At 65.2% G+C, this 13,851-nt stretch carries 13 protein-coding genes and 1 pseudogene; 3 read left to right on the forward strand and 11 right to left on the reverse strand.

All coding sequences use genetic code 11. From position 1 onward, the window contains the following. Positions 1-151: 151 nt before the first annotated feature. The 3 genes from MFF54_RS27585 to MFF54_RS02880 all read right to left on the reverse strand — a co-directional run bounded on the left by MFF54_RS27585 (position 152) and on the right by MFF54_RS02880 (position 2,587). On the reverse strand, positions 152-286 hold the full coding sequence (locus tag MFF54_RS27585) for a hypothetical protein (protein WP_283206245.1): 135 nt from the start codon (positions 284-286) through the stop codon (positions 152-154). Then, positions 283-1,998 (reverse strand): methyl-accepting chemotaxis protein, encoded by a 1,716-nt coding sequence (locus tag MFF54_RS02875; RefSeq protein WP_238301143.1) that lies wholly within the window; start codon positions 1,996-1,998, stop codon positions 283-285. Before MFF54_RS02875 ends, MFF54_RS27585 begins: the two co-directional genes overlap by 4 nt. A 130-nt stretch (positions 1,999-2,128) precedes the next feature. Next, positions 2,129-2,587, reverse strand: coding sequence for a hypothetical protein (locus MFF54_RS02880; RefSeq protein ID WP_238301144.1), 459 nt, complete (start codon positions 2,585-2,587; stop codon positions 2,129-2,131). On the opposite strand from MFF54_RS02880, the pseudogene MFF54_RS02885 reads away from it, so the two are divergent. Continuing rightward, positions 2,513-2,917, forward strand: a pseudogene (locus MFF54_RS02885) (RNA-guided endonuclease InsQ/TnpB family protein); the annotation flags it as partial. The gene MFF54_RS02880 and the pseudogene MFF54_RS02885 sit on opposite strands and share 75 nt — an antisense overlap. A 112-nt stretch (positions 2,918-3,029) precedes the next feature. On the opposite strand, the gene MFF54_RS02890 reads toward MFF54_RS02885, so the two are convergent. Continuing rightward, complete coding sequence (locus MFF54_RS02890; RefSeq protein WP_238301145.1) at positions 3,030-4,502, reverse strand: sensor domain-containing diguanylate cyclase; 1,473 nt, start codon at positions 4,500-4,502, stop codon at positions 3,030-3,032. A gap of 556 nt (positions 4,503-5,058) precedes the next feature. After that, positions 5,059-5,514: a Ros/MucR family transcriptional regulator gene (locus MFF54_RS02895; protein ID WP_238301146.1), complete on the reverse strand. Its 456-nt coding sequence runs from the start codon at positions 5,512-5,514 to the stop codon at positions 5,059-5,061. Between the two features lie 412 nt (positions 5,515-5,926). On the opposite strand from MFF54_RS02895, the gene MFF54_RS02900 reads away from it, so the two are divergent. Then, a complete protein-coding gene (locus tag MFF54_RS02900; RefSeq protein WP_370880124.1) occupies positions 5,927-7,939 on the forward strand; it encodes an AI-2E family transporter in 2,013 nt (670 codons plus the stop codon). A 494-nt stretch (positions 7,940-8,433) separates the two neighbouring features. Here the strand turns inward: MFF54_RS02900 and MFF54_RS02905 are convergent, their stop codons facing one another. Next, entirely contained in the window at positions 8,434-8,865 is a 432-nt protein-coding gene (locus MFF54_RS02905) for a winged helix-turn-helix transcriptional regulator (RefSeq protein ID WP_238301148.1), read from the reverse strand. Between the two features lie 102 nt (positions 8,866-8,967). Between MFF54_RS02905 and MFF54_RS02910 the strand changes: the two genes are divergently transcribed. Beyond that, on the forward strand, positions 8,968-9,738 hold the full coding sequence (locus tag MFF54_RS02910; protein WP_238301149.1) for an SDR family oxidoreductase: 771 nt from the start codon (positions 8,968-8,970) through the stop codon (positions 9,736-9,738). Between the two features lie 152 nt (positions 9,739-9,890). On the opposite strand, the gene MFF54_RS02915 is transcribed toward MFF54_RS02910, so the two are convergent. The 5 genes from MFF54_RS02915 to MFF54_RS02935 form a co-directional block, all read right to left on the reverse strand. Next, on the reverse strand, positions 9,891-10,850 hold the full coding sequence (locus MFF54_RS02915; protein WP_238301150.1) for an ATP synthase subunit B family protein: 960 nt from the start codon (positions 10,848-10,850) through the stop codon (positions 9,891-9,893). A 228-nt stretch (positions 10,851-11,078) separates the two neighbouring features. Then, complete coding sequence (locus MFF54_RS02920) at positions 11,079-11,768, reverse strand: hypothetical protein (protein ID WP_238301151.1); 690 nt, start codon at positions 11,766-11,768, stop codon at positions 11,079-11,081. A 47-nt stretch (positions 11,769-11,815) separates the two neighbouring features. Continuing rightward, complete coding sequence (locus tag MFF54_RS02925; RefSeq protein ID WP_306423946.1) at positions 11,816-12,283, reverse strand: hypothetical protein; 468 nt, start codon at positions 12,281-12,283, stop codon at positions 11,816-11,818. A 34-nt stretch (positions 12,284-12,317) separates the two neighbouring features. Continuing rightward, positions 12,318-13,202 (reverse strand): YsnF/AvaK domain-containing protein, encoded by an 885-nt coding sequence (locus MFF54_RS02930; protein ID WP_238301152.1) that lies wholly within the window; start codon positions 13,200-13,202, stop codon positions 12,318-12,320. Continuing rightward, the coding region (locus MFF54_RS02935) for a YsnF/AvaK domain-containing protein (protein WP_373321087.1) at positions 13,199-13,851 on the reverse strand (653 nt) is incomplete at its 5' end. The genes MFF54_RS02930 and MFF54_RS02935, both read right to left, overlap by 4 nt.

A 13,851-nucleotide genomic window follows, 5' to 3' on the forward strand; every position in this document is an offset into this window, starting at 1 on the left:
GGCGGGTAGCCTTTAAGGGCGGCGGCGGTTCCGCACAACAAGGCCGACGGCCCGACTGGTTCACAGCCGATCACCCGACCTCCCAAGTTTGTTGCCGATCCGGACGGCGTCATGGACGTCGCGTTCGCGGCGGGTTCGAACATCGTGATGCTCACTGTACGATCCACCGGCTCGGAAAGCGCTCCCCCTGCTTGTAGCGCTCAAGCGTGGGGCCAGCCTCATCGCAGGGCTCGCCGAACTGGTCCCGCGTGACGCCGAACTCGACGTCGTTGACGTAGCCGGTCAAATGCCCCCAATCGCGACGCGGTCGAGGCTGCGGCTGATGCTGGCCACCCCATCCGCAGCCGTCTGCATGCTGGTCGAGATCTCCTGCGTCACCGCACTCTGCTGTTCAATCGCGCCGGCCACGCCCGTCACATAGCTCTGCACCGTCGTGACCGTCTCGCTGATCGTGGCGAGCAGACCCACGACGTCGCCCGAGATCCGCTGCATCTGGACAATCTGGTCCGAGATCCGCGCGGTCGCTGCCGTGGTCTGGCTGGCCAGGCTCTTTACCTCGCCCGCCACGACGGCAAAGCCCTTGCCGGCCTCACCCGCCCGCGCCGACTCGATCGTGGCGTTGAGCGCCAGGAGGTTGATCTGCTCGGCCACCTTGGTGATGGTCTGCACCACCCCGTCCATCGCCTGCGCTGCCTCCTGCAGTTGCGTGGTCGCCTGGTCGGCCGCCTGGGTACGCTGGTGGATGTCGTCCACCGCCGCCTTCGATTGCGCCATGTTGCCACTGATCTCGCGCACCGAGGCGCTCATCTCCTCGGCGGCCGAGGCCACAGCCTGAACGTTGTCGAGCGTCTGCTTGGTCGCAGCTGTCGCCTCCAGTCGCGCCTGCACGTTGGCGGTGATGTCGGAGGCGTACTTCACCACCTTGAACGGCCGCCCCGACATGTCGAAGATCGGGTTGTAGGTCGCCTGGAGCCAGATTTCGCGTCCGTTCCGGCCGCGCCGCTTGTACACCCCTGAGCGATACTCGCCCCGGCGCAGGTCGGCCCAGAACGCCTGGTACTCGCGGCTTGCCGCGTGCTCGGGTTCGACGAACATCTGATGGTGCCGGCCCTGCACCTCTGTCAGTGCGTAGCCCACCGCGTCGAGGAAGTTCTGATTGGCCTCGAGGATCGTACCATCCACCGTGAAGGCGATGACCGCCTGCGAGCGCCCGATCGCCTCGATCTGACCGGCCACGTCGGCGGTGCGCAGCTTCTCCGCCGTGATGTCGGTAGCGTACTTGACGACCTTGAAGGGCCGGCCGGACGCGTCGAAGACCGGATTGTAGCTCGCCTGCAGCCAGATCTCGCGCCCGCCCTTCGCCTGGCGCTTGTACTCGCCCGATTGGAACTCGCCCCGGTTCAGGCGCTGCCAAAAGTCAGCGTACTCCCAGCTGGCCGCATGCTCGAGCGCGACGAACATGCGGTGGTGCTGGCCGCGCACCGCCTCGACGGGGTAGCCGACCGTGTCGAGGAAATTCTGGTTGGCGTCCAGGATGGTGCCGTCGAGCGCGAAATGGATGACGGCCTGCGCCTTGTTGATCGCACCGATCTGCCCTTCATAGTCGGCGTTGCGCTGCTTCTGGGCAGTGATGTCGGTGGCGAACTTCACCACCTTGCGCGTTCGGCCAGCGCCGTCGAGGATCGGGTTGTAGGTGGCCTGGATCCAGATCTCGCGCCCGCCCTTGGCGAGGCGGCGGTACTCGGCAGCCTGGAACTTGCCGGCGCGCAGGTCGGCCCAGAACGCCGTGTAGGCAGCCTCTTCGGCGTCGGTCGGCTCCATGAAGATGCGGTGGTGCTGCCCGGCGATCTCGGCACGCGTGTAGCCGACGGCGGCCAGGAAGTTGTCGTTCGCGTCCAGGATGGTGCCGTCCGGCGTGAACTCGATGGTGGCCAGCGAGCGGTTGAGCGCTTCCAGCTTGGCCTTGAAGTCGGCGTGCTCGCGCAGCTTGGAGAACATCGCGGCTTTCCTGATAGCGGCTCTGCCTTACGGCAGCCGAAGTAATGGACAGCAGAGGTTAAACGAGCGCGGCCTACTCGCAGCTCGCGTCGGCGCACTCGAGACTTAACCCGAACAGGCTAATGATCGATTAAGGCGCACCATTATAGCAGCCGATGATGCCGCACGAAGTGACGCACTCCGTCGCTATGCATTCGATTTCAAATTTCATAGATTTCGATTGGCCACGCCGCTCGGCATATTGTTGCAAACTTTGTTGGAGAGCCGCACAGGTCCGATGTTTCTCGTCCCTCAAGCCCTTGTAGGGCCGGCGATCCGCAGCGATACCTTCCGCAAAACGTTGAACCGCAATGAATTCGAATGGCTTCGGAAACACACCCTGAGGCAATCCGCTGGGCGATCCGCATCCCTTGATTGAACCCGACTCAATCGCGATGTCTGATGTCACACGTCTCGCCGAGCGCATACGGCACAGCGACGCCGCCAGCGCGCGCTTACCCGGTGCCAGCGCGGCAGTCGCCGCCGCCTGAAGGCTAAGGCCCGATTGGCGGCGGCTTCCGCGAAGATCGCACGGCAGCGGCGCGATCACCTGCACAAGCTCTCGCGAACCCTGGTGTCACGGTACCAGGGCATCGCGTTTGAGGATCTCAATCTGACCGGGCTCAAGAAAGGTATGCTGGCCCGGTCTGTTCATGACGCCGCGTGGAGTACGCTCGTCCAGTTCGTCCGGTTCAGGGCTGCAAGCGCCGGGGCCGAGATCGTGCTGGTCGATCCGCGCGGCACATCGCAGACGTGCCCGTCCTGTGGTGCGATCAAGCCGAAGGCGCTCAAGGAACGCCAGCACCGCTGCACCTGTGGCTGTGTCCTGGACCGTGACGTTGCCGCGGCTAAGATTGTGCATCAGCGGGCTTTTGGATAAGGCCGGGACATCGTGCCTTCAGGACTGAAGCGGGCGGGTTGCCGCGGAGCTGTCCTGAGAAGCCGCCTGCTTCAGCAGGCGGAGCTGTCACGTGATCTGAACCGATCCGTGATCAACCTGTCACGATGAGCCGGAGCCCGTGCTTGATGCGGTCGGCAACGTGGATGCGGTTCCGTCCAGCGTCCTTGGCAGCGTACAGGGCGGCGTCAGCGAGTGCGATCAGAGCCGCCGCATCACGGATTGTGCACATCGCGGCAGCAACCACACCGCAACTCACGGTGACAACGTTGTGCGGGTTGCCAGAGTGTGGCATCCGGCTGCCCTCCACGATCTCCCGGATGCGTGTCGCGACGATCTCAGCGCCGGCCTCGGCCGTGTCGGGAAGGATCACGGCAAACTCCTCGCCTCCGATGCGGTAGGCCGTGTCGCATGGACGGCCCAGCGCGGCCTCGATCGAGCGGGCAATCAGCTTCAGGGCCTCGTCGCCCCGCTGGTGCCCGTATCGATCGTTGAAGCTCTTGAAATGATCGGCATCCAGCATCAGCAAGGAGATCGGCTGGTGCGCGCGCACGGCGCGTTGCAACTCGCGCGTCAGCACCTCGTCGAAGCGCCGACGGTTGTACAAGCCCGTGAGCGAGTCCGTGATGGCCATTTGCGCCAGGTCGGCGTTGAGCGCCGCGGTCGCCTGCTCGGCCGCCTTGCGCTGGGCCAACTCATGGCAGAGCGACCACGTCAGCACGACGGCAAGGCCGCAGAGAACGATGACCACACCGCCGAGACCCAGCGCTCTTTGCCACCACTCGGCGTAGATCTCGTCCGGCGAGATCGAGATGCTGAGCTGCAGCGGCAACTCGCCCACATGAGCGTACACGAAACGTCGTGCCCCATCGACGATCATGGATGGACCGACAAAGGTCCCCTCCTTGGCTACCAGGAACCGCTGATAACTCTCGCTGGCCCACACGCTGCGGCCGATCTGCTCCTCGTCGTAGGGCGAGCGCATCAGGATCGTGCCTCCGGGCCCGTACAGCACGACGGTACCGATCCGATCAGCGCCTGCGGCGACGAAGAGTTGGCGGAAGTAGTCGAGGTAGACGGAGCCGAGAGCAACGCCTGCGAACGAGCCGTCGGGGTGGGACAGGCGGCGGCTGAGTACCAAGACCCTGCGCCCGGTCAAGCGCGAGACGATGGGCTTGCTGATGTGCAGCCCCGGATCGGCGTGAGTCGCATGGTACTGGAAGTACTCGCGATCGGCATAGTTGAGGTCCGGAGCATCAAGTGAGCGCGAGCTGAGGATGAGCTTGCCGGTCGCATCGAACACAAGGGTATGCCCGAAATTCTCCGCGGTTGTCGCGCGATCAAACAGGATCATGTGACGGATCTCAGGCGAAGCCTGAGCGACGGCCGGGATTCTCATGCCGTCGACGATGGCTCGGAGCGAGAGATCATACATCTCGATGTTGCGGGCGATGTCCCGGCTGAGCACGCGAACGAGGCTGTGCGATGCCATCGCGGAACGCTGGGCGGCATCGAGGCGCATGTTCCAGAGCATGACCGCCGAGACTGCGCACAGGCCCACGAGCATGAGCAGGCTCGAGCCGGCTAGGCAGAGCGGTGATCGAGCGTAGGCGACGATGCGGCGGATGTCGGAGCGGGCTGGCATGGCATGGTGTCTCTGCGCGATGCAGGATCATCCTCCAGCCTCGGTTGATAAATGGCCTCCCCCGGATCCGAAATCGATCCCCAAATGGTCTGGACATCCTCCAGTCGGGTAGCGAGGACACAGCGATGCGTCCCCGCTACCCGCCGAGAGGCATCACGGGTTCCCCGTCTGTTCAGCGACGTGGGTTGACGTGCTTCCACCCCAGGCGTGAACGCCGGGGCCTCTCGCGCACGATTGCTGACAACCGACGATGTCGTCCGGCTCGACAGACGAAAGTGTCCCTGCAAATTCAATTCAGCAGGGTGTGGTTCGCTGGTGCCGACATGCTTGGCGCGAAACGCATCGGGCCGCTCTTCTTCGGATGCGTTCCGCGCCATCCCCGAAGCGTTGTTCACGGGAGCACCGATGCTGGAGGCGCGCGGCCGTCGGAACAACAATGCGGACAGTGCCCCGGGTGTGGTGCAATCCGCGCGAGCGCTCAGGGCGCGTGACGGCTGCGCCCCTCGGACTGCTTCCGCGCGCCTCCGGCCAGAGCTCTCGGACCGCCGAGGCCGATCGCCTTGGCGAGTTCGGAGCGACGAGCGGCGTAGCCTGGAGCCACCATCGGATAGCCGTCCGGCAGGCCGTAGCGCTCGCGGTAGGAGCGTGGATCAAGCCCGTGCGTCGTGAGGTGGCGCTTGAGGATCTTGTAGGTCTTGCCGTCCAGGAAGCTGACGATGCCGTCATCCGTGAGCGACTTGCGGATCTGCGCCGCGGTCGGTTTCGCGACGCCGACCTCTACGGCAGCAGCGACCGCAACCTCGCCGCCGAGGCTCAACAGCGTGGCATGCACGCGCGCGATCAACGCCGGCAGCTCGGAAGCCGGGACAGGGTTGTTCGAGACGTAGGCGCAGACGATAGCGCCCGTACATTCGATCAATTCGATTGTAGCCACTGAAGATTCCTGAGTCGTATTTCCAGCCCGGGGCACCCCACGTGCTGTACTTAACAGATTAAACTGCGACCTTAAAACCAAACTATCGCATGGTGAGACAAATTGCCCGAGACCCTCAACGCGTGCCACGACCGCTGGATCTGAGGGGCTGCGTTGCCGCGAAGCCGGGTTTTTCTTGAACACAGCAAGTAGCGTCGGGTTGTCGCGGGAACGGCATTCGATACGGCTGGCCGTGATGTTGGCACGCCTGGGCGTGAACCGGATCGGCACCAGAAGGTGATGACGGCGACGCGTGCTGCGACTGAGGCGTAACAAGCGATGCTGCGCCGCTTCCGAACGTGTAGAGCGCCTCGCGCGTTAGGGCTCAGCACCGGGACGGCATCGGGTCGTCCATGGTCCTGCGGAGCTCCTGATGGCCATGACGCCGGCTGCTGCCTCACCGCAATCCGCACGCATTCCGCCGCCGGGTACGCCCGGCATGTCTGGGCTCGCAACACTCGCGGTGGCGGTCGTCGTGGTCGCAGCCCTCTACCTCGGACGAGAGGTCTTCATTCCCCTGGTGCTGGCGATCCTGCTGAGTTTCGTTCTCGCGCCAGTCGTCGGTTTCCTGCGCCGCGTCCATCTCGGGCGCGTACCGTCCGTCATCGCGGCCGTGCTGCTCGCCCTCGGCGTCATTCTCGGCATCGGCGGCGTCATCGGCCTGCAGGTGGCGGATTTGGCCAAGAACCTGCCCCAGTACCAAACAACCGTGCAGCAGAAGATCGAAGGCTTGCAACAAGGGGTGCTAGGACGCGCCAACGATCTTTTCCGCAGGCTCAGCCATCAGGTCAGCGAAGCTCAGAACAAGGCCGACACAGCATCGGGTGCCGCCGCCGGTGCACGGGGCCCTGGTGGCGAGGCCCCGAAGCCGGTGCTGGTCAAGGTGCAGGAGCCCGATCCTTCGCCGATCACCTTGGCCGAGAAGGTGCTCGGCCCGATCGTCGAGCCGCTGACAACGGTCGGCATCGTGCTCGTCGTCGTGGTGTTCATCCTGATGCAGCGCGAGGACCTGCGCGATCGTATCATCCGCGTATTCGGAGCCAACGACCTTCACCGCACCACCGTCGCTATGGATGAGGCCGCAGGCCGGCTCGGCACCTACTTCCTGGCACAGCTCGGCATGAACGCGGCCTTCGGCGTGCTGATCGGTCTGGGCCTGTGGACCATCGGCGTGCCGAGCCCGATCCTCTGGGGCGTGTTCTCGGCCCTGATGCGCTTCGTGCCCTACATCGGGGCCTTCATCTCCGGCCTGCTCCCGGTCGCGCTGGCGGCGGCCGTCGATCCCGGCTGGTCGATGGCGATCTGGACGGCGGCCCTCTTCCTGATCGTTGAACCGCTGTTCGGGCACGTCATCGAGCCGCTCCTCTACGGTCACTCGACGGGTCTCTCGCCCTTCGCGGTGATCGTCTCGACCCTGTTCTGGGGCTTCCTGTGGGGACCGGTCGGCCTCATCCTCGCCACACCCTTCACGGTCTGCTTGGTCGTCCTCGGCCGCCACGTGGAGCGGCTCGAGTTCCTCGACGTGCTGCTGGGCGACCGGCCGCCGCTCACGCCGGTGGAGAACTTCTACCAGCGCATGCTGGCGGGTGACCCGGACGAGGCGCAGGAGCAGGCCGAGCTCCTGCTGAAGGAGCGCTCGCTCTCCTCCTACTACGACGAGGTCGCGCTAAAGGCCTTGCAGCTTGCCGCCAATGACTACCAGCGCGGCGTCCTCAACCCGCAGCAGCTCGACACGATCCGGTCGCTCACCCAATCCCTGGTCGAGGAGTTCGCCTCGCGTTCCGACGAGGAGCCGGAAGACGATCGCAAAAGCTCTGAGAAGGGCGAGGCTGAAGGTTCGCTCGCGGAGAAGGCGCATCCGAAGAACGAGGCGGTGCCGGGTGAGGCCCCGCCGCCCGAGCAGCGTCCGCCGATCTGGCGCGGCGAGGCCCCGGTGCTGTGCATCGCCGGCCGCGGTCCGCTGGACGAGGCCGCTTCCACGATGCTGGCCCAACTTCTGGGCAAGCACGGCATCGGCGCGCGCGTCGTACCCCATGAGGCTGTCGCACGTGGCAACATCCGCACGCTGGACGTTGAGGGAGCGGCGATGGTGTGCATCTCCTATCTCGACATCAGCGGGAATCCGGCTCACCTCCGGTTCCTGCTGGATCGGCTGAAGCGCAAGCTTCCAGGAAGGCCGATCCTCGTGGGCCTATGGCCTGCCGAGGACGCGATCCTCACCGACCAGACCCTGCGTCGCCAAGTCGGTGCGGATCACTACGTCGCCTCGCTGCGTCAAGCCGTTGAGGCGTGCCTCGACGTCTTGCGGCAGGAGTGCGAGCGAGCACCCCAACAGCCCAGGCTTAGCGTTGTACCCCAGGCGGATGATGAGACGGCCCGCGTCTGAGCGGTGCCTGCCATTACCCCAATGGCGTCAGTGAAGTTGCGCAGTGGAGTGGATCTTCGGGTCCACGCCCTGATGCAGGCATACTCGCCTCGGCGCTACACCTTGTATCCGTCGCTATCGCGATTCCTGCCTTGGGTTATCATGCTCGGACCGCGAGGGTGTCCCCGAAGCAAATTCCGGAGCCTGCTGCGACGGAGTTTGTTGTGATTGGACCTGCACGCAGGCTGGACAGTCGTTCAGGCCCGGGACGAGCCGTGCTCCGAACCAGCGCGTTCGGTACGCTTTAACCTCATCGGTGCGGACAGCGATCCAGGCAAGGCCCTGACATGTCGCGCATGGTTCGGCGGCAACGCTCCTCATCGGTACCCTCCCTTCATGACGTCGGTCACGCGCGCCGTCACCTCAGGCGCGATTGCCGCGGCGAGAGCGACCGTTCTTCACGGGTTTGTCCCCCAAGCCGGTTTGATGGATCGCGGGTCTCACTCCTTGTTCTATCATCTCGGTGGCGCGCCCCTTCTTCCAGCGGCGAATGCCTCGCGTGCTTGTTGAATCTCGACATAGTGGGTCTCTGCCCAGATCCACACTCCGCAGAACGCCGCCCCCAGGCTCTCACCAAGCGGCGTGAGCGTGTAGTCCACGTGCGGGGGGATCACCGGGTGGACGGTGCGGCGCACCAATCCGTCCTGCTCCATCTGCCGCACAGTCTGCGTCAGCATCTTCTGGCTGATACGTCCGACGGCCTTGCCGAGCTGGGTGAAGCGCAGTGTGCCGTGCTCGTGAAGGGCTTCGAGAATCAACATGGTCCACCGATCGGCTACCTTGCCGATGATGTCGTGAACCAACGCCTCAATGGCCGGATCGGCCTTGGGCGGGAGCTCTTGCTGTCGACGAGCCTTGACCTCAGCACCCTCTAAGTCCCTGCTCAACTGACACTCTCCGTTCGGTGCGTATAAATCTTTTCAGTGCCTCCTTCCGCATGGGGAGCATGGATCACAATTTCTGCGACGACAACAACGAAGGTCGCTCCTATGAAGATTTCAGGGAATACTATCCTCGTGACAGGGGGAGGCTCCGGTATCGGGCAAGCGCTCGCTCGCCGCTTGCACGCTCTCGGCAACACCGTCATCGTGGCCGGCCGTCGGATCGAGGCGCTGCAACAGACGATTGCCGACCGCCCGAACATGCACGCCATGGTGTTCGATGCCGACAGCGCCGAGGGCGTCGCGGACTTTGTGCGGCGCGTCACAGCCGAGCATCCGGCCCTCAACGTGGTGGTGAACAATGCCGGGATCATGCGCTTCGAGGAGCTCGGTCGGTACCGCGAGCTTGAGGACGCCGAGGCGACGGTCACCACCAACCTGCTAGGCCCCATCCGGTTGACGAATGCTCTGGTCGAGCACCTGGGCCGCCAGCCCAACGCCGCCCTGGTCAACGTCACCTCCGGCTTGGCGTTCGTCCCGCTGATAGCCAGTCCGACCTATTCGGCGACCAAAGCCGCGATGCACAGCTATACGGTTGCTCTACGCGAAGCTCTGTTGGGCAAGATCGAGGTCATCGAACTTGTGCCGCCCGCCGTGCAGACCGACCTCACTCCTGGTCAGAGCACCCGAACGGGCTACATGCCGCTGTCCGAGTTCATCGACGAAGTCATGCTGCTGCTCCAGCAGCGGCCGACGCCGCACGAGATCCTGGTGCAACGGGTCACCTTCCTGCGCAACGCCGAAGCGGAAGGCCGCTTCGAGGACGCCGTCAGGGTTCTCAATGAAACGACCAGCCAAGCGCGCGAGGCAGAGCGGTGAAGGTTGAAGAGCGTGCTCGCTGCGCTCTTCAACCCAGCTCGCCTCAATGGTCAAACTCTCTGGCATGAGAGTTCAGACATGCAGAGTATGGAAGAGGCAGTCGCCGGCCTGCTGGAAGGTGACAGATCCCGTCAATCCTTGAGGGGCTTTCCTCACGGCCAGCGCTGCAGCGGGTTGAGGTTCGGGCCCGTGACGGTCGGGTGGACAGCGCCCATGCGTCCACCGAACCACGAGGCGACCGCGCCGAGCACCAGCGCGAAGAAGCCGAACAGGGCCCCACGCGAGACGGCCTTGCGTGTCAGCTCGGCCGCTTGCTTGGCCTGCTCTTTGGCGCTGTCGGCCGCTTGGCGGTACTGCTGCTCGTACTGCTGCACCTGTCCCTTGGCCTGATCGACCGAGATGTTCTGCGCCTTGGCCAGAGCCTCGGCCGCGCGGTTGCGCGCCGCGTCGGCCTGGGCTGGGTTGCCGGTGAGGACGGCACGCACGGCCGAGACGGCCGCATCCTTCGCCGCCGCAGGGTCCTGACCGGCGGAAGCGCCGCGGACCGACTGCTCGATGGAGGCGAACGGGTCGCTAACCTTCGACAACGAGGGCGCGGCCGTTTGCGCTGCCGTCTGCACCGCACCGCCGGCCGTGTTCGCCAACCCGCTGGCCACGCTGCTGAGCGAGTTGAAGGCCCCACCCAACACGCCGCCGACGGTCGAGGACAGCAGGTAGAAGATGACCAGGGTGGTGAAGGCCCAGGCCGTCAACCCGTGCCAAGCCGCGGTGTTCTCCTTCGGCTTGCCCGAGAGCCGGCCTGCTGCGTATGCGCCGGCGAAGGAGGCGATGACGCCGGAGAGCGTCCACCACAGGCCCGCTCCGATGGAGAAGGTCTGAGCGGACGGGTTGTCGCCGCCTACTGCTGTGAGCGATGCCGCGCCGATGCCAAGGCCGAGGAGGTTGAGGAGCAACTGCACCACAAGGGCGACGACCACACCCGCAAGCACCGCGCCCCAGGAGATCTTGTTGAGCATGATGGAGCGCGCGTCCTCGCCCGGCGTGACGGGGCTGGTGTGCGGGGCGTTGTGGTCTCCGCGGTCGCGCGGCGTGTTGGGGTGAAGGTCTTCCATGATCAACTCCGACAAATCCGACACGAAGGCGTGAAGATATGCAATGTTTTAGGGCAACCACCCAAATCAGAGGGGTTGAACCTCGAAGAGCTAGCAAAGGACGATGGCATGGCTTCTTGTGCGGGGCAGCCGCGTTCTTTCGGGTTGCATCTCCAGAGCAAGCCAGGTCGGGACGAGAAGCACAGCAGACACGGGCGCTCATCCATCGGCTCGATGGCAACCCAAACCTCAAACGGGATGATCGTAGATCCGCACTCGGCGCGCACTCGGTCGACGTGCGTCGCTTCGAATCAGCGTGCCCTTGTCGATCTCGCCGGCACGATCGGTCGCGCTGGCTTGGGTCTCAAAGCCGGCTGACGTGCCTGTGTCGCTGCTGACCGTGTTGGACTCACCTGCCCAGCCATCCCGCTGCCAGTCTGCCGCTCGTTCGTCGAGATCGAGCGCCCCGTGACCCACCAGGATGCGCTCTACGTCATCGGAGCGCGCTTCGTCGACGCGGACCGTCAGGAGCGTACCGCCGCGACGAACACCTTCGGCATAGGCATGTGCATCGCCATCGCTGACGCCGGCGTCCGTCAGCGATCCGGCGAGACCACCCGCGGCTGCGCCGACGCCCGCACCGGTCAAGGTGGCCACCAGCCAGCCGGCAGCAACGACCGGCCCGACGCCGGGTATGGCCATCAACCCAAGGCCCGCGAGCAACCCAGCGCCACCACCGACCAGGGTGCCGATCGTTGCGCCGGTCCCTGCGCCGCTCACCGCATGATCAGCCGTCGCACGCGTTTCACTCTCACCGTTGCCCTTGTTGCTGACCAAGCTGATGTCGCTGTGCGGCACTCCGGTGGCTTCCAGCTTCGTCACGGCCGTAGCCGCCGCATCGTACGACTCGAACATTGCCGCGAGCGTGCGCATCGTCATGGGGATCTCCGTTCCGTGTGGGTGAAGGCGGGGCAGGTTGATCTCGGCTACTGCACGGCAACATTGCCCTTGAAGTCGAGGCCGACGTTCACCGCCCTGTCCCCGCTCATCGCCGCGCCACGCCAGATGCCGTCGGCGTCCTTCTTCAGATCCTTGATCTCGCGGAAGCCGGACCTCTCCAAGCGTCGCCGTGTCTCGCCCTCCGTGAAGCTATTGGCTCCCTTCTCGAGCTTGACGTTCGTGAACGCACCGGCGCTTGCCGTCTTGCCGTCCTGGGCATGATCCGTATTCGGCCGTGTCACAGCGTTCTGACCGCCGGGCGTCGCGCTCGTAGCGCCGCCGGTCGCGGGCTTCCCCGTCACCGTGGTCTGAGCGAGGGCTGGGGACGCAGCGAGGACCGGCAGCAGGAAGAGAAGTTTGCGGTTCATGGGCATAGTAAAGCCTTGACGCATTTTGACGGGTGGGACTGCTTGGGAGGATTGGTCTGCGCACGAGGTGTCCTGCAGGTTGCTCAACCGGGATCCGGCTGAGCAACCCGGCAGGAGCTCCTCAAACCGGCTTACGCGTGCCGGCGACCGTCGAGCCTTCGGCGCCGGTGCGGCTCACGCTGCCACGCTCGTCCTCGACCTCGACCTCGGTGCGCCGCACCGTGTCGGAGATCGTCTCGGTGCGCTGGGAGGCGTCCTTTTGGATGCCGACCTCCTCGACCACGCGGGCGTCCTTCGACACCACCGCCTGCTCACGCACCTCGGTCGCCTCGATAACCTTGTCCTCGAACAGGGCCTCGTCGGCCGCGGTCGGAGCACGGTCCACGGGACGGCGATCCACGTGCACCACCTCGTCACGGAGAGTGACCTGCTCCTCGACCGGCTTCTCAACCACGTAGGAGCGCAGGCGCACGCGTCCCGTCTCGGCCACGCGCTTGCCGACGTTGAGCCGTTCCTCGACGACCGGGATGTAATCGGTCTCGCCCGCCTTGGCCGTGCCAGCGCTGCCGCTCTGGAGAGCCGCAGCGCCCGTGGTGCCACTTGCAGTGGTGCCAGTTCCCGCGGTCGTGCCGGCCGTGTAACCGCTCCAGCCCTCCTGACGCCACGTAGCCTCGCGCTGGTCCAGGTCGACCGACCCGTTCTGCTCGACGACGTCGTAGACCGTCTCGATCTGCCCCTGTTCGACGGAGACAATCAGGAGCGTGCCGCCGCGGCTCAGGCCCTCGCTGTAGGCGTAGCGGTCCTCCTCCGGCATGAAGAGGTTCTTGAGCGCTCCCCAGAAGCCGCCCTCGTCGCGCTGGTAGTCGTAGGAACCGGTCGTGCGCGTGGTCTGCGCACCGGGCACCAGCCGGATTGCCGATTGGGGGATGCCGGCAGCCACGAGCTTGGTTTGCGCGGCCTGCGCCTCAGCGGGCTTGTCGAAGAGTGCAGTAACCGTCTGGGTCATGATGATGCCTCCTGATCTGATGGTGCTTCGATTTCATGCGTGACCTGCCCGTCTGCTGACACGCGCTCAACCACGGCGCGCTGTCGGCGCAGCGTCACTGGCACCTCGACGTCCTCACCCGACGTGGTCTGGCGGATGTGCACCTCTTCTTTGAGGACGAGGCGCTTCTCGACGACGAGGATCTCTTCCAGGACCGGGATGATCGTCACCCCGCCCTCCTCGCGCATGACTGGGACGGGCTCGCCCTCGGCCAGCGTTCGGCCGATCGGTATTCGGGTGACGCCCACCGCGTTACCGCGCAGGCTCTCCCGCAGGACCTGCTCCCTGGTTTCGGTGCGCGTGCTGACGCGGACACGACCCGTCTCGACGGCGCGCTTCTCGACCCACGCGCGTTCCTCGACGACGGGAATGACCGCTTCAGGCCCCACTTCTCGGTCGACGACCTCGGACGCTCGCGCTGAGCTGCGCGGGTCGTGCTCTGGACGGCCCGAGGCATCGTCGGCAGTGTCATCGGGTAGACCGTTCACCGGTCGCACCATGGCTTCTCGGGACAGCTCGGTACATCCAGCGGGATGGCATGATCGGTCATCGTGACCTCCTGTTGGGGTTTGCTCGGGCGTTCCGAAGGTCCGCCCGAGCAAACCCCAAC

The organism is Methylobacterium gregans (genome assembly GCF_022179245.1).
GTDB classification, from domain to species: Bacteria; Pseudomonadota; Alphaproteobacteria; order Rhizobiales; family Beijerinckiaceae; genus Methylobacterium; species Methylobacterium gregans.

Bases quoted from the DNA above. Each gene is read 5' to 3' on its own strand.
- MFF54_RS02910 (WP_238301149.1), top strand. From the start codon at position 8,968: ATGAAGATTTCAGGGAATACTATCCTCGTGACAGGGGGAGGCTCCGGT.
- MFF54_RS02920 (WP_238301151.1), bottom strand. From the start codon at position 11,768: ATGACGATGCGCACGCTCGCGGCAATGTTCGAGTCGTACGATGCGGCG.
- MFF54_RS02890 (WP_238301145.1), bottom strand. From the start codon at position 4,502: ATGCTCGTGGGCCTGTGCGCAGTCTCGGCGGTCATGCTCTGGAACATG.
- MFF54_RS02915 (WP_238301150.1), bottom strand. From the start codon at position 10,850: ATGGAAGACCTTCACCCCAACACGCCGCGCGACCGCGGAGACCACAAC.
- MFF54_RS02900 (WP_370880124.1), top strand. From the start codon at position 5,927: ATGGCCATGACGCCGGCTGCTGCCTCACCGCAATCCGCACGCATTCCG.
- MFF54_RS02875 (WP_238301143.1), bottom strand. From the start codon at position 1,998: ATGTTCTCCAAGCTGCGCGAGCACGCCGACTTCAAGGCCAAGCTGGAA.
- MFF54_RS02930 (WP_238301152.1), bottom strand. From the start codon at position 13,202: ATGACCCAGACGGTTACTGCACTCTTCGACAAGCCCGCTGAGGCGCAG.